Here is a 20,929-nt window from a genome sequence, read left to right as displayed (position 1 = left end):
ACCCTCACAGCACGTCGAACCGAGCTTGGCCGATCATGCCACGCTGATTGTACGCGCAGTGGTAATACTGCATCATCGCCTTCTCGATATCCCGGCGCGCCTGCGCCTCGATCTCCAACGGGGCCCAGCGGGCGTAAAGCATCGGCGTGTCGCTCAGGGATTTGTCGCGCAGGCCCTGGTTCACCTGACGGTGATACAACAGGAAGAGTGCGCCCTTGTGCAGGCTGCGCGTCTGGCCAGGGTCGGCGACCAGGTAATCCCGCATCCGCGCCCTGAGGCCACCCTTCATGCCCGTTTCTCCGATGTACAAAACATTGTCCCGGCGGAGCGGAAGGTTGTCCTCGGTAAAGGCGTAAAAGCCCGGGAATGTGGGGATGAGGTTGCGGTTCGTGACCAGAACCGGCACGGCCACCGCCGGCTCTCACTGAACGAATGACTGCCAATCGGGAACACTCATACCAAAAATCCCAAATCAATAAGGTTACAGCATGAAGGCTAGCACGCAGGCCGTCACCCAACAAATCATTCCGCAGGGGTCAGTTCTCCGCCTTGCAGCGACCATACCTGTTCGCAGGGGCCCGCTCCGACGCGCCCGCACATCGACCCGGAAAACGTGAAGCGCACCCCGCCCGCACTTTCCTCGGCAATGCTCTGCGCGGTGTTCAGGAAGACCCGCAGGAACTGTCCATCTTCCTGCGCCTGCCAGACCGAGCGCAGGCAGCCCGCCGGTCCGCACACAAGATTCTCGGCGGCGGAACAGGACAGAGCGCCGTGGTTGAGCGCGAGGTCCGGCGCCCCGCCTCCGTCGATATCGATGGGAGTGGCGTAGCCCTCGCCGACCGTGACCTCTCCACCAAGGACGGCGCAGGCCTCGCGCATGTCGGACAAGACCTTCGCGGCGGGATCGGCAACGGTGCGCGCCGCCCTCTCCTGCGCGGCGAAGTCGGGCATCGGGCAGACCCGTTCCATGGTCTCTATCGTGGTGCGCGACCCGGTCAGCGAGAAGCGCCAGACGACCGGTGGTGCGTCGTGCGCCTCCCAATACCGCAGTTCCATCCGGACGGCCGCCTTGAGCCGTTCCAACCCCGGCACATGCGCCTCTTCCAACGGGGCCTCGAACGTACCCAGCCCGATGGTATGGAAACTCAATGGCGCCAGCACCCGCGATCCGGCAAAAATCTGCACGTCGACGTCCGACCGTGCGATCAGATCGGCGGCCCCCTCAGAACTCATCCCGAACGCCATAGGGCCGCCCGCGTTGCACGCCAGGCCGAAACAAAGCCGTTCACCCGAGCGTATCCCAGTCCCGTCCGCGCAGACAAAGCCCGCGTGGCGCCCCTCTTCCGGTCCCGCCTGGTATGCCCAATCGGCCTGCGCCCCGCCCGCCGCAAGGGCCAGGACCGCCGCCACCGATGCCACGCGCGTGGCCATGCCTGTCTTAAACGCTCTCATGGTCGAAAGAGGCCACGCGCCGCGCGCCCGGTCAAGCGCCTGCCCGACCGACTCGGTCACTTTGCATCCGCAACATTCAAAATTTGCAAACCGGAGAGAACTTCGCAAGAAACCCGTCTGTTTCCCGGTGTTTTGCAAATATTTGCAGGCAAATTCGCGCGGGAATCGCAAAGTCTCTGCGGTAATCTGTCCTGACCGACGCCAACAGTCTTGCCTGAAAGCCCACCTCGCGCCTAAGCCGCTATGCAAGAGGGAGACCCGAGAGGAGGACACCATGGGCTACAAAGAGGTTTACCAGGGTTGGAAAACCGATCCGGAGGCATTCTGGATGGAGGCGGCGGAGGCCATCGACTGGTCCCAGAAGCCCTCGAAAGCTCTCTTCGACAAGGGCGACAACCTGTACGAGTGGTTTGCCGACGGGATGGTCAACACCTGTTGGAACGCGGTGGACCGGCATGTCGAACAGGGTCGCGGCGAACAGACCGCGATCATCTATGACAGCCCGATCACCCACACGAAGCGGGAGATCTCCTACGTCGAGCTGCGCAACCGCGTCGCCATGCTGGCGGGTGCACTGCGCGCCAAGGGGGTTGAGAAAGGCGACCGCGTCATCATCTACATGCCCATGATCCCCGAGGCCCTGGAAGCGATGCTGGCCTGCGCACGTCTCGGCGCGATCCACTCCGTCGTGTTTGGCGGTTTCGCCGCGCACGAGCTGGCCGTGCGCATCGACGACGCCCGGCCCAAGGCGATCATCGCCGCCTCCTGCGGGATGGAACCGGGCCGCGTCGTGCACTACAAGCCGCTGCTCGACGCCGCCATCGACCAGTCCACGCACAAACCGGACTTCTGCGTGATCTTCCAGCGCGAGCAGGAAGTGGCAGCACTGGTCGAAGGGCGCGATTACAACTGGCATGGCTTCCAATACGGCGTGCAGCCCGCCGAATGCGTGCCGGTAGAGGGCAACCACCCCGCCTACATCCTCTATACCTCCGGCACGACCGGCCAGCCAAAGGGCGTCGTCCGCCACACCGGCGGGCACCTCGTGGCTCTGAACTGGACAATGAAGAACCTCTACAACGTCGATCCGGGCGACGTGTTCTGGGCCGCCTCCGACGTGGGCTGGGTCGTGGGCCACAGCTACATCTGCTACGCACCGCTGATCCACGGCAACACCACCATCGTCTTCGAGGGCAAGCCCGTGGGCACGCCGGACGCGGGCACGTTCTGGCGGGTGATCTCGGAGCATAAGGTAAAGTCGTTCTTCACCGCGCCCACCGCCTTCCGTGCCGTGAAGCGCGAAGATCCCAAGGGCGAATACGTCGGCAAATACGACCTCTCCGGCCTGCGCGGTGTCTATCTCGCCGGTGAGCGTGCAGACCCCGCCACCATCGAATGGGCACAGGAACAGCTCAAGGTCCCGGTGATCGACCATTGGTGGCAGACGGAAACCGGCTGGTGCATCGCGGGCAACCCTCTCGGCATCGAGGAACTGCCGACCAAGCTCGGCTCTCCGGCCGTGCCGATGCCGGGCTACGAGATCCACATCCTGGACGAGGCCGGCCACCCGATGCCCCAGGGCGAACTGGGGTCGATCGCGGTCAAACTGCCGTTGCCGCCGGGCACCCTTCCGACCCTCTGGAACGCCGAGGCGCGGTTCCGCAAGGCCTATCTCGACCACTTCCCCGGCTACTATGAAACCGGCGACGCGGGCATGATCGACGATGACGGATACGTCTACATCATGGCGCGCACCGACGACGTCATCAACGTCGCGGGCCACCGCCTGTCCACCGGCGGCATGGAAGAGGTCCTGGCAAGCCATCCCGACGTGGCCGAATGCGCGGTGATCGGCGTGACCGACGATCTCAAGGGTCAGTTGCCGCTGGGCTTCCTGTGCCTGTCGTCGGGTGTGAACCGCCCGCACGAGGAAATCGTGAAGGAATGCGTGAAGCTGGTGCGCGACCAGATCGGCCCGGTCGCGGCGTTCAAGCTGGCCTGCGTGGTCGACCGCCTGCCCAAGACACGCTCCGGCAAGATCCTGCGCGCAACGATGGTCAAGATCGCCGACAACGAAGACTTCAAGATGCCCGCGACCATCGACGATCCCGCCATCCTCGACGAGATCCGGGAAGCACTCCAAACCCTCGGCTACGCGAAGTAACGCGGCGCATCCAGAGCGCTTCCCAAAGGCCCGGCCCCGCGCCGGGCCTTTGTCATTCCGCCTTGCCGCCGATCTTCGGGGCGAACCACAGGATCAGCGACCCGGTGATCGCCGCCGCCGTCGATGTGATCAGCACCGCCAGTTTCACGCTTTCCAGCTGCCCACCCTCGAAGGCGGCAGAGCTGATGAAGATCGACATGGTAAAGCCGACCCCGGCAAGGAACCCTGCCCCGATCATCTGCACCCAGCTGATTTCCGACGACAGGCGGGCGATGCCCAGCTTTGTCGCCAGCCAGACAATGCCCACGATTCCCAGCGGTTTGCCGATATACAGCCCCAGCATCACGCCCAGGCTTTCCGGCGCGAAGGGAGAGAAACTGGACCCGATGATCAGAAGCCCGGTGTTGAAGAAGGCAAACAGCGGCAGGATGATGAAGTTCGAATAGGCCTCCAGCGCCTCTTGCAAGTGAAATCCGGGCTCGCGCAGGCGGTCGACCGCGTTCTGCAAGCGACGCACGGCGGAATCGTTCATGTTCTCCGTGTCTTCCTCGCCGTCGACGATGGCCGCAGCCTGCATGGCAACGCTGCGCCCGTCCGCCGGACGCCGCGATGGCAAGACCGCCGCGGTGATCACCCCCGCCAGGGTCGCGTGCAGCCCGCTTTCGTGGATGAAGTACCAAAGCACGACGCCCAGCAAAATGTAGGGCATCCGGTTGTAGACCCGACCGATGGCAAGGACCGCCATCACCCCCGTCACGCCGCAGGCGATGAGGAACTGCGTCAGGTGAAATCCTTCGCCGTAGAACACGGCGATCACAAGGATCGCGCCGAGGTCGTCGGCAATCGCCAGTGCCGAGACAAAGACCTTCAGCGATGTCGGCACCTTGTTCCCAAGAAGCGCCATGATCCCCAGAGTGAAGGCGATGTCGGTCGCCATGGGCACGCCCCAACCATGCGCGGCCTCGCCGCCATAGTTCACCGCCGTATACAGCAGAGCAGGCACAATCATCCCGCCAAGCGCCCCGATGATCGGCATGATCGCCCTGTCGCGGTCGCTCAGTTCGCCAAAGACGAACTCCCGCTTGATCTCGATGCCCACCAGCAGGAAGAACAGCGCCATCAGGCCGTCGTTGACCCACATCTCCAGCGGCAGCGCAAAGCTCCGCGCGCCGAACATCAGGGTAAAGTCGGTCTCGCGCAGTTCCTCGTAGGCGTCGTGCCAGCCGATATTGGCCACCACCAGAGCGGCCAGCGTGGCGAGGATCAGAACCAGCCCCGCCGAGGCCGCCCAGTGGAAAAAGTCGTTGCCTGCTAGCGACAGGCGCACGCCCAACGGACGTTCGATGGCCTCGATCAGCGAAGTCTCGTCCCAGGCCCCTTCGTAGAACCGCCCGTCGATGAAGAGCAGCGGCATGTGCAGATCGGACGTGTCGCCAAGCGAATTGCGATCCGCTTCCAACTTGGCGTCGGCGTCCTCCATGTCGGCGCGGAACCGGTCGAGATCGAGGTCGAGGTCCCGCGCCAGTTCCTCCACCTTGTCTGTGGAATAGCTGGGCGGCACGTCGAACAGCGCGCGGTGCATGTCCATGAACCGGCCCTGGCGATGCGCGGCGCACGCCGCCCGCGCGGCGAAGGCCGCACCGTCCTCATCGTCGTGCGGGAGGATGAACCGCACCGCAACCGAGGCCCCGTCGCGACCGAACCGGGCCGGAGAGCGCCTGAGGACATCGCGTATCCGGCGGGTGTGCGGGCAGGTGTAATCGACGTACCACGTGATCTCGACACGACCGCCGGCCTCGCCCAGAAGAATGTCGTTCTCCGCATCGAATGGGCGGGAGAGTTGGTGCACCATGCGCAGCCCTCAAGTCAGTCCCGGGCCACGCGGACCCATCGCTGCGCAACATGGCAACATTTCCGCGACGAGCAAGCCCCGACACCCTGCGACACAGATACCTGCGAACAGCTTCCTACGCGGGGCCATCGACGCGACCACCGGCACAGGAAAGGGGTGGTGTCAGGTCGATGCGCCGCAGGCCGTGGCATCACAGAGGTGCGTAAACGACAGGTGTCAGCCGGACGCCTTGCGACGCTGCCCCACATCGCGTTCCGCCACGACCAGCGGCGCGCCCCTTGCCACCGACCGCGCCACCAGCGTCTCCGCCTTCCGCATGCTCAAAGTCGGCAGCGAAGGTTCCTGCTGCGCGACTTCCACCGCCAGAGTTTCGCGCTCTGCGGGGCCCATCTCCTGCAGGGCCTGCGGTTCTGGCAGCACGGACTCCACCGCGACACCCTCTGCCAGCAGCAGGACATGACGCGCGCAGGCGATATGTACGTAGTCCAGACCGGGCAGCGACGGCATCTGCCGCACCGGCGCCAAAGCCGTCAGGGACAGGGCGGGCACCAGCGCCTCCCCCCCTCTGGCCATCCGTGCCACCAGACGCCCGCGCACCATGACCCTGTGCTGCGGAGAGACCATCACCGCCCGTTCCGGTACGCCCGGTCCCAGCGCATCCTTCCCGATGCGCACCGGTCGTCTGCGTGCGTTGCCCATCTGCTCTGCCCATGTCACGCGCGTGCGACCCACCCAGACAACCGGCTCCGCCCGCCCGTCGTGCGTCAGCACGAGGTCACCCGGAACGATTGTCTCCACCGGCCGCGCGCCGCGCGGCGTCGCGACGCGACAGCCTGCCACGAAACACATGTTGCCCCCTTTGTGCGATATGCCCGCCGCGCGGCACGCCGTTCCGGCCACCGCGCAGAAGAATCGCAGGTACTATGCCTGCCCCGGGTGAATCAGGGGTTCATGGCCGGGCAGCATCTGAGCAACCCGGCCCGGGCCATCCACCGGTCATTCCGTGAAGGTGACAGAGACTTCGGGGTCGCCCGGCAGCCCGGCGTAGCTGACCGTCGCCTTCCCCAGCGCCTTGGCCGGCGGCATGAGCGGCCCGATGGACCCCACCGAGACAAGGTCGCCCGCATTCATCGCGTACCCCTTCGACATCAGCCACAGCACCGAATTGACCGGGTTGCCCAACACCGACGCGCCGGGCGCCTCGGCCAGCACGGTGCCCTCTGCGTCGGTGACGGTCACCTGCATGGACGCCAGCGCCTCCAGCATCGCTGCGGGGTCCTCCACCGGAATCGGTGCCCCCAGCACCCCCATGCGCGGCGCCACACCATTTGCGGTCAAAGTGATCCCGTTGATCGGCTCGCCGTCCTTGAACACGAGGTCCGGCAGTTCGATGAAAGGTTGCACCGCCGAGATATGGGCCATGGCCTCTTCCGGCGTGGCGGCGTCGTTGATGCCGTCATCGCCGATGACGAGGATCAGGTCCGCTTCGAACAGCGGCTTTGCGCCGAACGACAGCGGCACCAATGCGCCGTCCTGCAGCAGCATGTCGGCATAAAGGACCCCCGCGACCGGCTCCGTCACGCCGAACCGTTCCTGCGCGGGCCCCGAGGTCAGCCCGGCCTTGTAGCCGACGATCTCGCCCATCTCCGGCACCAGCGCCTCGATCAGCTTGTCCTGCGTGCAGCGGGCATCCTCCATCGACCCGTCCGGAACCAGCGCCGCCGTCGGCACCTTGGCCATGTAATCCTTGACGTAAGCGGCAATCGCCTCGTCCGTGGCGCACTCCGCGCCGGCCTGCCCCGCGATCACGGCCAGGGCCAGAATAAGCGCACTCGTTGTCTTCATCGAAATTCCTCCCGTTCGGCCCGTACACCGACTCGACCGGGCAAACGGGCTGACGACAGGCTACCAGCTTTTGCCGGAGGGAGAGACTTTTCGTTCACGCATGGGAATGGGCATGGCCCCCAACGTCGCCGTCGTGATCGTGATGAGTGTTGCGCGGGTCCATCATGCCGTCCTTCACACCGAAACGATCAGCGCGACGTTCACCGGGTAGGCGGCGATCAGGCTGCAGGACAACGACACCACCAGCGAAGACCGGAACAGCGGATCGCCGATGCCGGCGGCTCGTCCAAGCAGCCGGCTCACGCCGATGGCGGTCACCTCCATCACGGTGATCGAGGGCGTCTCGGACAGCAAAGCCTCAGACGAACTGCTCCTGGATCAGCCGTTCCTCCAGTCCGTGGCCCGGATCGAACAGTACCCGGTGGATCACCCCCGGCTCGGACCGGATGTGGACCTGCACTACGTCGCGGACCGCGACGCTGTCGGCCTCGGCCATGACCGGGCGCTTCTCGGCCTCCAGCACGTCGAAGGTCACCTCGGCCGCCTTCGGAAGCAGCGCCCCCCGCCAGCGCCTCGGCCGGAACGCGGCGACCGCCGTCAGGGCCAGCACGTCCGCGCCGATGGGCAGGATCGGCCCGTGCGCGGAGTAGTTGTAGGCGGTGGACCCCGCAGGCGTCGCCAGCAGCGCACCGTCGCAGACAAGTTCGGGCAGACGCACCTTGCCGTCGACGCTGATCTTCAGCTTCGCCGCCTGTGGTCCCGCGCGCAACAGCGACACCTCGTTGATTGCCAGCCCCATGTGCCGCGTGCCGTCCGCGCAAAACGCGCGCATGCCCAGCGGGTTGATCACCGCCTCTTCCGCCGACGTCAGCCGCTCGACCAGGCCGTGCTCGGAATACTCGTTCATCAGGAAACCCACGGTGCCGCGGTTCATGCCGTAGACCGGCGCCGCGATCTCCTGCGTGCGGTGCATCGTGTGCAGCATGAACCCGTCGCCGCCAAGCGCCACGATCACGTCCGAGCCTTGCTCCGCATGGTTGCCATAGCGTCGTGTCAGCGCGGCCAGGGCCGCCTGCGCGATGGGCGCGCGGGATGCGCAGAAGGCAATGCGTAGCGTCATGTGCTGTCCGGTCTCCGTTCCGGGACGGCGTTTCCGGAACACCCCCCTTGGGGCGGATGGAAGCACAAGTTGCCGTGGGGGACCAGAGATGCCGCAAGAATATTACACTAAGTCGTTTTGCCGTATTTGACCCCGACAGGCTTTCCGCTAAGACGCCCGCAACGCACGCCCCAGCCTTCAACAGGAGACACGGCCATGAACGCCCCTCACCGCGACGACGGTTTCTTCACCGAAGACCTCTCCTCCCGCGATCCCGAACTCTTTGCTTCGATCACCGGCGAACTCGGCCGCCAGCGCGACGAGATCGAGCTGATCGCGTCCGAGAACATCGTGTCCCGTGCCGTCATGCAGGCACAGGGCTCCGTGATGACCAACAAGTACGCCGAGGGCTATCCGGGCCGCCGCTACTATGGCGGGTGCCAGTGGGTGGACGTCGCCGAGGAACTGGCGATCGAGCGCGCCAAGGCATTGTTCTCCTGCGGGTTCGCAAACGTTCAGCCGAACTCCGGGTCGCAGGCCAACCAGGGTGTGTTCCAGGCGCTGATCAAGCCGGGCGACACCATTCTCGGCATGTCGCTCGACGCGGGCGGCCACCTGACCCACGGCGCGAAACCCAACCAGTCGGGCAAGTGGTTCAACGCGGTCCAGTACGGCGTGCGCCAGCAGGACAACCGTCTCGACTACGATCAGGTCGAAGCGCTCGCCAAGGAACACCAGCCGAAGATCATCGTGGCCGGCGGCTCCGCCATCCCGCGCCAGATCGACTTCGCCAAGATGCGCGAGATCGCCGACATGGTCGGCGCCTACCTGCACGTGGACATGGCGCACTTTGCCGGTCTGGTGGCCGCGGGCGAACATCCTTCGCCCTTCCCGCACGCGCATGTCGCCACCACCACCACCCACAAGACCCTGCGCGGCCCGCGCGGCGGCATGATCCTGACCAACGACGAGGACATCGCCAAGAAGGTCAACTCGGCGATCTTTCCGGGCATTCAGGGCGGTCCGCTGATGCACGTCATCGCCGCCAAGGCCGTGGCGTTCGGCGAGGCGCTCCGCCCCGAGTTCAAGACCTACGCGAAGAACGTGATCGCCAACGCGCAGGCGCTGTCCGACCAGCTCATCAAGGGCGGTCTCGACACCGTGACCCACGGCACCGACACCCACGTCGTTCTGGTCGACCTGCGTCCAAAGGGCGTGAAGGGCAACGCGACCGAGAAGGCGCTCGGCCGGGCCCACATCACCTGCAACAAGAACGGCGTGCCGTTCGACCCGGAAAAGCCGACCGTCACCTCCGGCATCCGTCTCGGTTCCCCGGCGGGCACCACCCGCGGCTTCATGGAGTCCGAGTTCCGCCAGATCGCCGACTGGATCATCGAAGTGGTCGACGGGCTTGCCGCCAACGGTGAAGACGGCAACGGCGAGGTCGAGGACAAGGTGAAGGCCGAGGTTGCCGCACTCTGCGCGAAGTTCCCGATCTACCCGACGCTCTGACGCGGGATCGTCACGACAATTGAAGATGGCCGGCCACAGGTGACCGGCCATTTTTCATTTACCGCTGCCCGAGAGGGGCTTGCCTGCCGCCTTTTGCGATCGCCCCGCTATGCATTGCCAGAACGCCGCCCGCCCCCCATCGACCTAGAGATCCGGCATGGCCCTCATGGCCCGTCAATGACCGGCCGTGGGCGACCGGTAAAAAATGTGCCCCTGTCGATCCGATACCAGGCGGGGAGGGAACCTCGCCGGCGCGTCGACAGGGGCGCCTGTCAAAGCCCCGCGTGAGGCGGAGCATCGACAAGATCTGCACGGGTGACTCTCGTGCCGCCCGCAAACAGACCGAAGTCTTCAGCCAGGACGGCCAGCGCCCGAAGGAAACCGGAGTGGTCGTTGCCTTCGCACAACAGCATGGCATGGCCCGCCGCGGCGACTTCGTTGCCGCGCACCACCGCTCTCATGGTGTTCAGGAACATCCGTTCATGGTCGCTGACGAAGGCCGAACAGCGCGCGCAACGCGCCGAGTTGAAGCGGAACAGCGATACGCGTGCCTGCCGCATCGCCTGAACCGCCGCCAACACCGACATGGCGGCGCGTGGCCCCCGGTCGGGTCCAAAGCACGCCAGTGCGTCGGAGGCCGCCCGCAGCCACCCATGCTCTGCCGGATCGGAAAACGCTCCGAAGTAGTGCCGGGCGATGCTGAGTACAATGAACTCCGCCGGCCTCAGCTTCATTGCCTCGATGGGCGTTCCGCGCCTTGCATCAAAACAACGTTGACCACCGGTTTCCATGACCGCACCTCCAGACCTGAACAGGGAGCCACTGGCGGCTGCCTTTCCGGACCTGGCGGACGGAGCGTCTGGCTGGGTCCCGGATAACTTACAAAAATAGTCATGTTAATTCAAGCAGGAAATCTGGACCATTCGCATCGCATGCGAACATCGGAGTTTCATTGGTCTCGCAAGGCAAGCGCGCGCGCAATGCCCCAGAACCACATCGTTGCGCTAACCACCCGCAACCAACTCAAGACCGGGCTTCGGGCAAGGACCGGGTAGATTTCCGCAAAATGCCCCCGCAAACCCGCCACCGGCGCGTCCCGACTCACCGCCCGCGCCTTGCACGGTGCCAGGAACGGTCAGGGCTGGCAGGGCTGCCGAGCTGTCCGGACGGCAGTGCGCGCGGCGCGCGACCGGGGCCCTGCCCCGGACCCCGAGGTATTTGTGCCAAGATGAAGGCAAGCGCGCGTACACTTTCATCTTGGTACAAATACCTCCTACCGTCCTCATCTTCATGCCGTCGCTCGGAGGTCAGCGCCGGGGGCGGCGGCGCGGGGTGGGCGGGCGGGAGTGCCGCCGGCCCCGGCGCATCAGTACGGCATCGGATGCGCCCTGTGGGTCTCGTCGAGCGCCTGAAGCACATCCTCGCCGAGCTCCAGATCCACCGCGGGCAGGAGGCTTTCGAGTTGTGCCAAGGTCGTGGCACCGAAAATCGAGGAGGTCACGAAGGGCCGCCGCGCCGACCAGGCCAGCGCCATGCGCGCCGGATCGAGGCCGAAGCGCCGCGCGATCTCAAGGTAGGCGTCCACCGCGACGAAGACGCGGTCTCCGGTGCGCCCGCCCATCGTCTCGTTGATCGACATGCGCGAACCTTCTGGCACCCTCCCCCCCTGATACTTGCCGGTCAGGAAGCCCGCCCCCAGCGGCGAGAAGGGCAGCAGCCCCACGTCCTCGTAAGCCATCAGCTCCGCCAGATCGGTGTCGGCCATTCGGCACAGCAACGAGTATTCGTTCTGGACGGACACGACCTTCGGCCCTCCGGTGCGCGCCGCCGTCTCCAGCCACATCTGCGTGCCCCAGGCGCTTTCGTTGGACAGGCCGAAGGCGCGGATCGTGCCACGGTCGACTTCGGCCTGCAGCGCGCCCAGGCAGTCCTCCATGTCCTGCACGATCTGCTCCTTGGTCCAGCCGGATTGCGACGGGTCGTACCGCCAGTTCCTGCGGAACATGTAGCTGCCGCGATTGGGCCAGTGGAACTGGTAGAGGTCGACGTAATCCGTCTTCAGTCTTTTGAGCGAGGCTTCCAGCGTCGGCCGGATGGATCCGGACGAGATCGGCTCCCCGTCGCGCGCGAGGCTGCCTTCGCCGGAGTGCTTTGTGGCGAGGATCCAGTCGCCGCGGCGGCCTGTCTTTTCGAACCATTCGCCGATCACCGCCTCGGTCAGGCCGACGGTTTCCTTGCTCACCGGGTTCACCGGGTACATTTCCGCCGTGTCCATGAAATTGATCCCGGCGTCGAGCGCGCAGTCGATCTGGGCGTGGGCGTCCTCCTTCGGGGTCTGGTTGCCATAGGTCATCGTGCCGAGGCAAAGCTCGCTCACCATCAGGCCGGAGCGGCCCAGCGGGTTCATCTTCATCGCGTCTGTCCTGCAATTGTCGTGGTTGCGCGCAGGATGCCTGCCCCGTCCGGGGAAGACAAGGCGGCCGCGGGACCTTGAGAACAAAAAAGGAACATTGTAAGCTCAGGGCATGATGGCCAGCGCCCTTCTCTCCCGTCGTCCGCACCGGCCGCCCCCCGCCCTGGCGCTCTGGGAAGAGGTGGCGCTGGCGCTGAACCGTGTGCACGAGATCTGCGGCCCGGCCCGGCGCACGCTGGCTCTCAGGGTGGCTGCCCGGGCGGGGGCGCCGCTGATCTGGATCGCGCCCGACCGCGGCGTGGACCTGCCGGATGCCTGCGGCATGGCGGGCATCATGAACCCAAGCGAGGTGCTTTTCGTCGCCGCCGCACGGACCGCCGAGCTGCTCTGGACGATGGAAGAAGCGCTGAAGAGCGGTGCCGCGCCCGTGGTGGTGGCGGACCTGGCCGAACCGCCGGGCATGACCCCGGTGCGCCGCCTGCACCTCGCGGCGGAGGCAGGGGCGGCGACCGGCCTGTCGATGCCGCTCGGGCTGCTCCTGACGCCGGGCACAGGCGGTGCATCGGGGATCGAGACGCGTTGGCATTGCGCACCGGCCCACACCCCCGGCCGCGATGCGTGGCGGCTGGAGCGGCTGCGCGCCCGGATGCTGCCGCCGAAGGTGTGGCGGCTGGAGGACGACCGCCTGCAGCCCGAGGGCATGGCGGCGCAAAGCCCCGCCCTACATCAGGTCGCGCCACCGGCGCCCGCATGTGACGTCCCGAGGCAGGGGGTTTAGGACGCAGCCCGAAACAGCCCTGAGGCATGGCCCGGTGACACGTGGCGGCACCTGATCGGCCGGTGGCGGACGGGCCTGTTGGCCAAGGACCTGCAGAGCGGCATGAACCGGCGATTGCCCCGACGGGAGAGCACCGCACGAATGTACGGCAACCGGACCCGCGCCTACCCGGCCGCCCTGCCCGGACGGGAAGAGCCTGCACCGGCACCCGACTGCGCCGCCTGCCGCGCCTCCGCCCGGGCGAAACTGCTGTAGGGCCAATCTCCGGCCCGTGGCACCAGCCCCTCCCGCACCGGCGCGGTCCGGCAGAAAGCCATGTGAGCCGCCAGGTCCTCCGGTCCACGAATGTGATGTTCCCAGAAGCGCCGTTGCCAGACACCACTCTCGCCGTCCCGCAGGTGCGCACCATCCGGTAGGGCGGGGCTTCGCGCCGCCTCCTCCCCCCGGGCTTCCTTCAGCGCGACGGAAAACCGCCCCTTGATCGCGCCCCACCGGCGCGCATAGCCGCTGTCGCCCTCCGGCATCCGCCAGATCGCATGCATGTGGTCCGGCAGAACCACCCAGGCCAATACCTCCACCGGATGGTCGCGCAGCGTCGCACCGACCGCCCACCGCAACAGGTCGATCTCCCGCAGCAGCAGATCCGAGCCGCGCTCCGCGAGGCAGACGGTAAAGAAGGCGGTGCCTCCGGGCACCAGCAAGCGGCGATAGCGCGACATGGCGGGCACTCTGTCGCAAAAGCCGTTAACCGCCGGTGAACGCAACAGGTCCCAAAACGACACACAAGGTCGAATCCCGACGCGCGCCCCCGCGCCTCCCATGGTCTTCCGGGCCGCATGAAACTCGCCCTGTCCTTCACCGCCCTCTTCCTCTCGGTCATCCTGCTCCAGCTTTCTTCCGGCGGCATCGGCCCGCTCGACGCGCTCTCCGGCATCGCGCTGGAGTTCACCACCACGCAGATCGGCCTTCTGGGCTCCGCGCATTTCGCCGGGTTCTTCATTGGCTGCTGGTGGGCGCCGCGCCTGATGGGAGAGGTCGGCCACGCCCGCGCCTTCGCCGCCTTCACCGCGCTCGGCACGCTGGGCATCCTCGGCCACGTCCTCACCGACAGCGCCTGGGCCTGGAGCGCGCTGCGCGTGGCGCAGGGATTGTGCGTGGCGGGCGCCTACACGGTGATCGAGGCATGGTTGCAGGCCAAGGTCACCAACGCCAACCGGGGGCGCGCCATGGGGGCTTACCGCCTCGCGGACCTGGGCGCGGCGCTTGGCGCGCAACTGGTGATCTCCGTGCTGCCGCCCGCGCACTACGTCTCCTACACGCTGCTTGCCATGGTCTGCTGCGCGGCGCTTCTGCCGCTGACCCTGACGCGCATCCCGCAGCCCGTAGTTGCCACCGCGCCGCGCCTGACGCCGTCGCTTGCCTGGCACAACTCGCCGCTCGCCGTGGCGGGGGTGCTGGTGGCGGCGCTGTCGGGGGCGTCCTTCCGGATGGTCGGCCCGCTCTACGGCGCCGGCGTCGGCCTTGCGCCCTCGCAGATCGCCTTCTTCCTTGCCGCATTCGTGGCCGGGGGCGCCCTGGCACAGCTGCCGGTGGGCTGGCTGGCCGACCGCTTCGACCGGCGCAACGTGCTGGTCTGGCTGTCGGTGGCGGCCATCCTGTCCTGCGTGTTCACCGCCACCGTCACCGACCTGCCCGCCTGGGGCATCATGCTGTCGGCGGCGGTCTTCGGGCTGACCACCTACCCGATCTATTCCATCGCGGCCGCCCACGCGCATGACTTCGCCGAGGACGACCAACGGGTGGAGCTGTCCGCCGCGCTGATGTTCTGGTACGCGACCGGCGCCATTGCCGCGCCCTATGTCGCCTCCGCCCTGATCGAGGGATACGGGCCGCCCGCGCTCTTTGCTCTGATCGCCGTCGGCCACGCCGCGCTGGTGGTCTTCGGGCTGGTGCGGATGCGCGCGCGCCCGGCGTCTTCCACGAAGACCCGCTACGTCTATGCCCCGCGCACGACCTTTGCCGTGGGCCGCCTGCTGAAACAGTTCCGAGACCCGCGCAACGGCGGCTGACGCATCCCGTACCGTTCGCCCAACGCCCAAAAAAGAGACGGTGGGGTATGCCGGAAAACAGTGGGGCGTTTGTCGGCAAGGGCCCCTGCCGTACCCTCAATCGGCTGCCGGAGCCCCCGGCACGCAGGCGTTGGGGCGACAACAATAATACGGACGCCTGCCGATTTTTACGGGAGGATACTCATGAAGAAGGCATTCACGGCCTCCGTTTCGGCGCTGGCACTCTGGCTTCCCGCCATGGCCATGGCGCAGGACGGCACGGTCAAGTTCGGCATCCTTGTCGCCACCGAGGGCGCGTTCGCCGAAGGCGGCGCGGATGGCATCCGCAACGTCGAACTGGCGATCCAGCAGGCCGGCGGCACCGCGGGCGGGCTGACCATCGAAACCGTCGTCGCCCCCACCGACACCACGCCGGACACCACCGTCCGCCAGGCGCGCAAGCTGATCGAGCAGGACGGTGTCGACATCATCCTCGGCCCGCTCTCCGGCTCCGAGGGCATCGCGATGCGCGATTACGCCAAGACGATCCCCGACAAGACCGTCATCAACGGCATCTCCGGCGCGCTGGAAACCACCTGGGTCGACCCGGCAGAGAACTTCTTCCGCTTCAACCTCGACGGCGCGCAGTGGGGCGCGGGCCTCGGGTCCTACGTGGTGAACGAGAAGGGCTGGACCAAGGTCGCCACCGTGGCCGCCGACTACTCCTTCGGCTACACCAACTTCCTGGGCTTCGCCGTGGACTTCTGCAGCGCCGGCGGCGACATCGTCGAACGCTTCTGGGTGCCGCTGGGGTCGTCTGACTTCGGCGGGGTGATTGCCTCGCTGCCCGACGACGTGGACGCCATCTATCTCGGCGTGGGCGGCACGGACGCCATCAACTTCCTCAACCAGTACAGCCAGGCCGGGGCCGACACCAACCTGATCGGCGGCACGATCATGGCCGACCAGACCGTGCTGACCTCGCGCGGGCGTGCCAAGGAAGCCCTGATCGGCACCCCCACCTCCGGCCCGCTGGCGGACGACAACCCCGATCCGGCATGGCAGGAATACGTCAAGGCCTACCAGGACGCCTTCCCGGAAGGCGAACGCTTCCCCTCGCCCTCGCTGTTCGGCGTCGGCTACTACGTCGCGGCGCTCGCGGCCATCGAAGGTCTGAACGAAGTCGACGGCGATCTCTCGGACGGCCAGGCAGCCTTCAAGAACGCGCTGTCGACCATGACGCTGGAAACCCCGCTGGGACCGGTTCACCTGAACGAGAACCGCCAGGCCACCGGCTCCGTGTTCATCAACGAAGTCGTGGATGACGGTCAGGGTGCTTTGCGTAACGAGTTCAAGTCGCGTACCGACAACGTCAACCAGACGCTGGGCCTGTCCGAGGAGGAATTCCGCGCGATGGGTCTGCCGTCCCGTGACACGCCGGATTGCGCAGCGTTGCGCGACGGTTGACGAAGACACGATGCGCAATCGCGCGCGGGGCCACTTGCTGGCCCCGCGCTGCGCCCGAAGGGGCCATGTCCCCGGCGGCGCGCATGGCTTCGGAGCGGGCTTGCCGTGTCTCTCATCACCTATCTCACCCGCATCCATTTCGCCGACCGCGTGCTCGAAGACGCGCTGTCCTCCGAGATGGAGCGTCACGGCCTGCGCCATCCGCTGGTGATCACCGACAGCGACGCGACGCAGGGCGACGGGCTCGACAGGCTGCATGCGGCCCTGCCCTCCGCGCCCCCGACGGCCAGCCACGTTGCGGGCGGCGTCCCTCCCGGAGAGGACCTGTCCCGCGCGCTGGATACTTTCGAACAGGCGGGCTGTGACGGGGTCATCGGTTTTGGCGGGCTGGCAGCGCTGACCCTCGCCCGGATCGCCGCGTCGGACCGGGTGCCGGTCATCACCATTCCCACCTGTACCGAGACTGTCGGGCTTGGCCCCATCGACCCGGCCCTGTCCGCGCGGCCGGGCCGCAAGGTGGCGTTGCCTGTGGCGATCCTCTGCGACGCGACGCTCACGACCTCCGCCGACCCGCAGGCCACAGCCGCAGCGGGCATGGACACGCTTTGCCAATGCCTTGAGTGCTTCCTTGGCACCGCCTTCAATCCTCCGGCGGACGGCATGGCGCTGGACGGGCTGCGGCGCGCCGCGCTCTGCCTCGAAAAGGCTGTCCACGACGGGCAGGACCTGTCCGCGCGGCGAGAGCTGCTTGCCGCCGCGCTGAACGCGGGGCTGGCGTCGGAGAAGGGACATGGCGGCATCGCCGCGGCCGCGCATGGGCTGGAAGCCATCGCCCGCGCGCGCCGGGGCGTGCTGCACGGCGCGCTTCTGCCGGAGGTGCTCGCCTTCAACGCGCCCGCTGTGCACGACCGCCTCGGACTGGTGCGTATGGTGCTGGGCCTTCCGGCAAATGCCGATCCGGGCGAACGGCTGGTCGCGCTGGCCCGCAGGATCGGTCTGCCGCGCCGCCTGTCTGACATCGGGATCGAGGAACACATGTTGTCGCGCGCGGCCCAGGGCGCCGCCGCCGATCCCGCGAACCGGACCAACCCGCGCCATGCCACGGGCCGAGACTACGAAAGGATCATGCGTGCGGTCCTGTGAACCGCAGATGGGCCACCCCCGCCAGACCTGTCCAGACGGGGCCGGGCGGCCAGGACGGGCAGAACGCCAACCCATATTTGTCGAAATCGGGAATCGGAGTAGCATACCTGCGCCTGACATGCCCGGAGAGCGCATGCAGCGCCAGCATTAAGGGGCGAAACGTCCCGGGAGGAGTAAATGAGTGACTCGCTGGCCGTGTTCCACGGCCGTTTCGGTCGCGTCTGCCTTTACAACATGGACCGCAGCATGGTGCCGCACGGGCACCGCGAGGGCCACCTGATCTTTCATCTTCAGGGACCGCCGGGCCAGATCGACGTCAACGGTCGGAAATGGCCCCTCGCCCCGGGTCAGGGCGTCGCCGTCAGCCCGTGGCTGTCACACTTCTACCAACCCGTGCACCTATGCGAACCGACGCTGGCGCTGGTGCTCTACATACGCCCTTCGTGGTTCCTCGACGTGTCGCGGCGGGCCTCGGCCTCGCTCGCCTTCGGGCGCGTGGGGATCGAAGTCACCGACCACCTCGCCCGGCTCATCTACGGTACGGCACAGGCGATGCTGGAGGAGGACTGCGAGGACGTACTGATCGAGGACCGCCTCTGCGACCTCACCCGCGTCGCCTACGAACAGTCGTGGCAATGGACCCCGCGCGGGGCCGACTTCACGGGGCCGGACATGCCACGCCGCGATTTCCGGATCCGCAAGGCGCTGAAGTACCTGCAGGAAGGGCTGGGCGAGGCGCTGGAGATGGACCGCGTCGCCCGCGAGGTCGGCCTGTCGCGCCCGCATTTCTACAAGCTGTTCCGGGCGCAGGTCGGGCTTACGCCGAACCTTTACCTCAATGCGCTGAGGATGGAGCAGGCCATCGACATGCTCGCCACCTCCGAGGACGGCGTGGCGGATATCGGCTTCGATCTCGGGTTCTCCAGCCAGGCCAGCTTCTCGCGGTTCTTCATCGGCAACGGCGTGGTGCCGCCCTCGGCCTACCGCCGCTCGGTGCACGTCGCCTGAGGCCCGGCACGAGGTCCGGTAAACCCCCTCCGCAACGGGTCGCCGCAACCGGCATGCATCCACGACAACGCCCGGCGATCCCGGCGCGCGCCTACGGGTCGTACCAATCCATGCGCCGCTGCTCCCAGATCTTTTCGCCGATCTCGCAGTCGTAGGGCGGCCTCGCCGGTGCGAACTGCACATCCTGAATGCCTGCGATCCCGGTGCTGGTCCCGGAGGCGATCTCCAGTACCAGCTTGCGCCGTACCGCCTCGCCGAAATCCGTCCAGTCCAGCACGGGGATCACGAAGGACCCGGGCCCGCCCGTGACACAGGCCTCGTAATAGATGTCGAGATCCTCAAGGTGCCACCATCCGCCTATGCCCTCCTGCATCATCAGCGGCAAACCGTTGATGACGATCCGCCGGGACAGCACGTCGTCGCGGGCGTCGGTCACGATCCGCCCCTGATTGTTCGGCCCGTCGCCCGAGATGTCGATGACCCGGCGCAGGCCCTCGTAGTCGTTCGACCCGATCATATCCGCGCCGAAGATCAGCGCCTCTGAAATGGAGGTCCGGCGCATGCCGGTGGTCGACGTGTTCTCCACCGCCCGCGCGAACGCCTCCAGATCCTCCCGCGCCTCAAGCACGGTCCAGTCGACGATCACCTTCTGCGATCCCGCCCACTCCACGTAACTCAGCGCGATGCGTTGCAGCAGCCCGGCCTGTACCGCCGCGAAAACCTCGTCGGACCGCAGGGCCGCGGCATAGCCCTGCCGCTGAATCTCCAGCTCCCCCATGGTCATCGAGCGCGAGACATCAACCATCAGGACAAGTTCCAGGTCCACCTCCTCGGACCGGGCCGCGGAGGACGTTGCAAGGACGAAGGCGGCGCAGGCGGCAAGAACGGGTTTCATGGCCATCAGGCTTCGGGTTCGGAAACCGTCCGTCAAATCACAAACCGGACAACACCGCCGCTTTGCCCGGCAAACCCGCGCCTCACCGTGGAAAGTGCACATTTCCGGCACATACCCCGCCCCGAAGGCACGGATGTTTTCAAACAGAGGGTTGAAGGATCAGACCCTCGGGTATCAGCGCGGCCGGGTTTGGGCGCTAACCTCTGCAAGCCCCTGCAGCGGGGCGTCGTGGACGGGAGACCATGCAAAGGTTCATTCAGCGCCATCCGGTCTGGTCATTCATCATCGCGCTCGGCGCGGCGATCCTCCTTTGGCTGATCTTCGCGCCGTGGTCGACGGGCATGGAAGACGCCCTCGGCAAGAAGCGCATCTTCCTGAACGGCATCTTCGGGGGCATCACGCTCGGCGCGCTCTACTTCCTCGTGGCCTCCGGATTTACCCTGATCTTCGGACTGATGCGCAACGTGAACCTCGCGCATGGCTCGCTCTACCTGCTGGGGGGGTATCTCGGCTTCGAGGTCTCCGAGAGGACAGGGTCCTGGTTCCTCGCCTTCCCGGTGGTCTTCGTCGTGGTCGGCATCGTGGGCATCGTCCTTCAGAACCAGGTCTTTCGCCGGATGGAGGGTGAAGAGCTGCGCCAGACCATGGTCACCATCGGACTGTCGGTGGTCATTGCCGATCTCCTGCTGTGGCAATGGGGCGGGCAGTCCTACACGATCTACGCGCCCGACATCTTGTTCGGCCCGATGACCCTGCCCGTCGTCTCCGACGTGCGCGACAGCGGAGAGGTCGTCTATCTCAAGTACCCCGCCGTCCGCATGGCGATCCTGTTCGCCGCCATCGTCATCGGCGTCGGCATGTGGCTGGTGCTGAACAAGACCCGGTTGGGCATGCTGGTGCGCGCGGGCGTCGACGACCGCGAAATGCTGGCGGCCTCGGGTGTGCGCATCCAGTACGTGTTCCTCGCCGTCTTCGCCTTCGGTGCGGGGCTGGCCGGCATGGCGGGCATCGTCGGCGGGACCTTCCAGTCGCTGTCCCCCGGAGAGGACACGCGCTTCCTGCTGGCCAGCCTCGTCGTCGTAATCGTCGGCGGCATGGGGTCCATCCCCGGCGCGGCCATCGGCGCGCTCATCATAGGGCTCAGCGAGCAACTGGGGCTGATCTACGCGCCCACCTATTCGGTGGTGTTCACCTTCCTCATCATGGCCGTCGTGCTGGCCTTCCGGCCGCAGGGCCTTCTGGGACGGGGGTAG

19 protein-coding genes are annotated in these 20,929 nt (G+C 66.6%); 8 read left to right on the top strand and 11 right to left on the bottom strand.

The genetic code is table 11. The features are described 5' to 3' along the window. Positions 1-4 precede the first annotated feature (4 nt). Positions 5-412, bottom strand: a complete 408-nt coding sequence (locus ABFK29_RS06150; protein WP_005860473.1) for a hypothetical protein — start codon at positions 410-412, stop codon at positions 5-7. A 110-nt stretch (positions 413-522) separates the two neighbouring features. Further along, positions 523-1,431: a hypothetical protein gene (locus ABFK29_RS06145; RefSeq protein WP_005860472.1), complete on the bottom strand. Its 909-nt coding sequence runs from the start codon at positions 1,429-1,431 to the stop codon at positions 523-525. A gap of 295 nt (positions 1,432-1,726) precedes the next feature. On the opposite strand from ABFK29_RS06145, the gene prpE reads away from it, so the two are divergent. After that, positions 1,727-3,616 carry a propionate-CoA ligase PrpE gene (gene prpE / locus ABFK29_RS06140; protein ID WP_005860470.1) on the top strand — a complete coding sequence of 630 codons (1,890 nt, stop codon included), beginning with the start codon at positions 1,727-1,729 and terminating at the stop codon, positions 3,614-3,616. Positions 3,617-3,668: 52 nt separating this feature from the next. Here prpE and nhaA read toward each other — a convergent pair whose 3' ends face one another. The 5 genes from nhaA to ABFK29_RS06115 form a co-directional block, all read right to left on the bottom strand. Beyond that, a complete protein-coding gene (gene nhaA, locus ABFK29_RS06135) occupies positions 3,669-5,468 on the bottom strand; it encodes a Na+/H+ antiporter NhaA (protein ID WP_005860468.1) in 1,800 nt (599 codons plus the stop codon). Positions 5,469-5,684: 216 nt separating this feature from the next. Continuing rightward, positions 5,685-6,317, bottom strand: coding sequence for a Hint domain-containing protein (locus ABFK29_RS06130; protein WP_005860466.1), 633 nt, complete (start codon positions 6,315-6,317; stop codon positions 5,685-5,687). A 147-nt stretch (positions 6,318-6,464) separates the two neighbouring features. Continuing rightward, positions 6,465-7,313 carry a 2-keto-4-pentenoate hydratase gene (locus tag ABFK29_RS06125; RefSeq protein ID WP_005860464.1) on the bottom strand — a complete coding sequence of 283 codons (849 nt, stop codon included), beginning with the start codon at positions 7,311-7,313 and terminating at the stop codon, positions 6,465-6,467. 174 nt (positions 7,314-7,487) lie between these two features. Then, entirely contained in the window at positions 7,488-7,667 is a 180-nt protein-coding gene (locus tag ABFK29_RS06120; protein WP_005860463.1) for a DUF4396 domain-containing protein, read from the bottom strand. 4 nt (positions 7,668-7,671) lie between these two features. Continuing rightward, positions 7,672-8,433: an NAD kinase gene (locus ABFK29_RS06115; RefSeq protein ID WP_005860461.1), complete on the bottom strand. Its 762-nt coding sequence runs from the start codon at positions 8,431-8,433 to the stop codon at positions 7,672-7,674. Between the two features lie 195 nt (positions 8,434-8,628). Between ABFK29_RS06115 and glyA the strand changes: the two genes are divergently transcribed. Then, complete coding sequence (gene glyA, locus ABFK29_RS06110) at positions 8,629-9,924, top strand: serine hydroxymethyltransferase (RefSeq protein ID WP_005860459.1); 1,296 nt, start codon at positions 8,629-8,631, stop codon at positions 9,922-9,924. A 272-nt stretch (positions 9,925-10,196) separates the two neighbouring features. Here the strand turns inward: glyA and ABFK29_RS06105 are convergent, their stop codons facing one another. After that, positions 10,197-10,658 carry a hypothetical protein gene (locus ABFK29_RS06105; protein ID WP_005860457.1) on the bottom strand — a complete coding sequence of 154 codons (462 nt, stop codon included), beginning with the start codon at positions 10,656-10,658 and terminating at the stop codon, positions 10,197-10,199. 632 nt (positions 10,659-11,290) lie between these two features. After that, a complete protein-coding gene (locus ABFK29_RS06100) occupies positions 11,291-12,337 on the bottom strand; it encodes an aldo/keto reductase (protein WP_005860455.1) in 1,047 nt (348 codons plus the stop codon). Between the two features lie 112 nt (positions 12,338-12,449). Here ABFK29_RS06100 and ABFK29_RS06095 point away from each other — a divergent pair, with 112 nt between their 5' ends. Continuing rightward, on the top strand, positions 12,450-13,115 hold the full coding sequence (locus ABFK29_RS06095; protein WP_005860453.1) for an ImuA family protein: 666 nt from the start codon (positions 12,450-12,452) through the stop codon (positions 13,113-13,115). A 164-nt stretch (positions 13,116-13,279) separates the two neighbouring features. Here ABFK29_RS06095 and ABFK29_RS06090 read toward each other — a convergent pair whose 3' ends face one another. After that, positions 13,280-13,834, bottom strand: coding sequence for an REP-associated tyrosine transposase (locus tag ABFK29_RS06090; protein ID WP_005860451.1), 555 nt, complete (start codon positions 13,832-13,834; stop codon positions 13,280-13,282). A gap of 117 nt (positions 13,835-13,951) precedes the next feature. Between ABFK29_RS06090 and ABFK29_RS06085 the strand changes: the two genes are divergently transcribed. From ABFK29_RS06085 to ABFK29_RS06070, 4 genes are all read left to right on the top strand, one after another. Continuing rightward, the gene (locus tag ABFK29_RS06085) at positions 13,952-15,184 is read left to right on the top strand and encodes an MFS transporter (protein ID WP_005860449.1); all 1,233 of its coding nucleotides are present in this window, start codon (positions 13,952-13,954) and stop codon (positions 15,182-15,184) included. A 183-nt stretch (positions 15,185-15,367) separates the two neighbouring features. Beyond that, entirely contained in the window at positions 15,368-16,630 is a 1,263-nt protein-coding gene (locus tag ABFK29_RS06080) for an ABC transporter substrate-binding protein (protein WP_005860447.1), read from the top strand. A gap of 105 nt (positions 16,631-16,735) precedes the next feature. Beyond that, positions 16,736-17,773 (top strand): iron-containing alcohol dehydrogenase, encoded by a 1,038-nt coding sequence (locus tag ABFK29_RS06075; protein ID WP_005860445.1) that lies wholly within the window; start codon positions 16,736-16,738, stop codon positions 17,771-17,773. A 177-nt stretch (positions 17,774-17,950) separates the two neighbouring features. After that, the gene (locus tag ABFK29_RS06070; protein ID WP_005860443.1) at positions 17,951-18,781 is read left to right on the top strand and encodes a helix-turn-helix transcriptional regulator; all 831 of its coding nucleotides are present in this window, start codon (positions 17,951-17,953) and stop codon (positions 18,779-18,781) included. A 91-nt stretch (positions 18,782-18,872) separates the two neighbouring features. Here the strand turns inward: ABFK29_RS06070 and ABFK29_RS06065 are convergent, their stop codons facing one another. Then, the gene (locus tag ABFK29_RS06065) at positions 18,873-19,676 is read right to left on the bottom strand and encodes a DUF1194 domain-containing protein (RefSeq protein ID WP_040604756.1); all 804 of its coding nucleotides are present in this window, start codon (positions 19,674-19,676) and stop codon (positions 18,873-18,875) included. Positions 19,677-19,918: 242 nt separating this feature from the next. Between ABFK29_RS06065 and ABFK29_RS06060 the strand changes: the two genes are divergently transcribed. Beyond that, positions 19,919-20,929 (top strand): branched-chain amino acid ABC transporter permease, encoded by a 1,011-nt coding sequence (locus ABFK29_RS06060; protein WP_005860439.1) that lies wholly within the window; start codon positions 19,919-19,921, stop codon positions 20,927-20,929.

The sequence above is a fragment of the Sagittula stellata E-37 genome (assembly GCF_039724765.1).
Lineage (GTDB): Bacteria > Pseudomonadota > Alphaproteobacteria > Rhodobacterales > Rhodobacteraceae > Sagittula > Sagittula stellata.
This window is presented reverse-complemented; position numbering and strand designations above follow the sequence as displayed.

Coding starts and splice junctions, on each gene's coding strand:
- ABFK29_RS06065 (WP_040604756.1), bottom strand. CDS start 19,676: ATGAAACCCGTTCTTGCCGCCTGCGCCGCCTTCGTCCTTGCAACGTCC.
- nhaA (WP_005860468.1), bottom strand. CDS start 5,468: ATGGTGCACCAACTCTCCCGCCCATTCGATGCGGAGAACGACATTCTT.
- ABFK29_RS06090 (WP_005860451.1), bottom strand. CDS start 13,834: ATGTCGCGCTATCGCCGCTTGCTGGTGCCCGGAGGCACCGCCTTCTTT.
- prpE (WP_005860470.1), top strand. CDS start 1,727: ATGGGCTACAAAGAGGTTTACCAGGGTTGGAAAACCGATCCGGAGGCA.
- ABFK29_RS06080 (WP_005860447.1), top strand. CDS start 15,368: ATGAAGAAGGCATTCACGGCCTCCGTTTCGGCGCTGGCACTCTGGCTT.
- ABFK29_RS06060 (WP_005860439.1), top strand. CDS start 19,919: ATGCAAAGGTTCATTCAGCGCCATCCGGTCTGGTCATTCATCATCGCG.
- ABFK29_RS06145 (WP_005860472.1), bottom strand. CDS start 1,431: ATGGCCACGCGCGTGGCATCGGTGGCGGCGGTCCTGGCCCTTGCGGCG.
- ABFK29_RS06115 (WP_005860461.1), bottom strand. CDS start 8,433: ATGACGCTACGCATTGCCTTCTGCGCATCCCGCGCGCCCATCGCGCAG.
- glyA (WP_005860459.1), top strand. CDS start 8,629: ATGAACGCCCCTCACCGCGACGACGGTTTCTTCACCGAAGACCTCTCC.
- ABFK29_RS06130 (WP_005860466.1), bottom strand. CDS start 6,317: ATGTGTTTCGTGGCAGGCTGTCGCGTCGCGACGCCGCGCGGCGCGCGG.
- ABFK29_RS06070 (WP_005860443.1), top strand. CDS start 17,951: ATGAGTGACTCGCTGGCCGTGTTCCACGGCCGTTTCGGTCGCGTCTGC.
- ABFK29_RS06105 (WP_005860457.1), bottom strand. CDS start 10,658: ATGAAGCTGAGGCCGGCGGAGTTCATTGTACTCAGCATCGCCCGGCAC.
- ABFK29_RS06125 (WP_005860464.1), bottom strand. CDS start 7,313: ATGAAGACAACGAGTGCGCTTATTCTGGCCCTGGCCGTGATCGCGGGG.
- ABFK29_RS06100 (WP_005860455.1), bottom strand. CDS start 12,337: ATGAAGATGAACCCGCTGGGCCGCTCCGGCCTGATGGTGAGCGAGCTT.
- ABFK29_RS06095 (WP_005860453.1), top strand. CDS start 12,450: ATGATGGCCAGCGCCCTTCTCTCCCGTCGTCCGCACCGGCCGCCCCCC.
- ABFK29_RS06085 (WP_005860449.1), top strand. CDS start 13,952: ATGAAACTCGCCCTGTCCTTCACCGCCCTCTTCCTCTCGGTCATCCTG.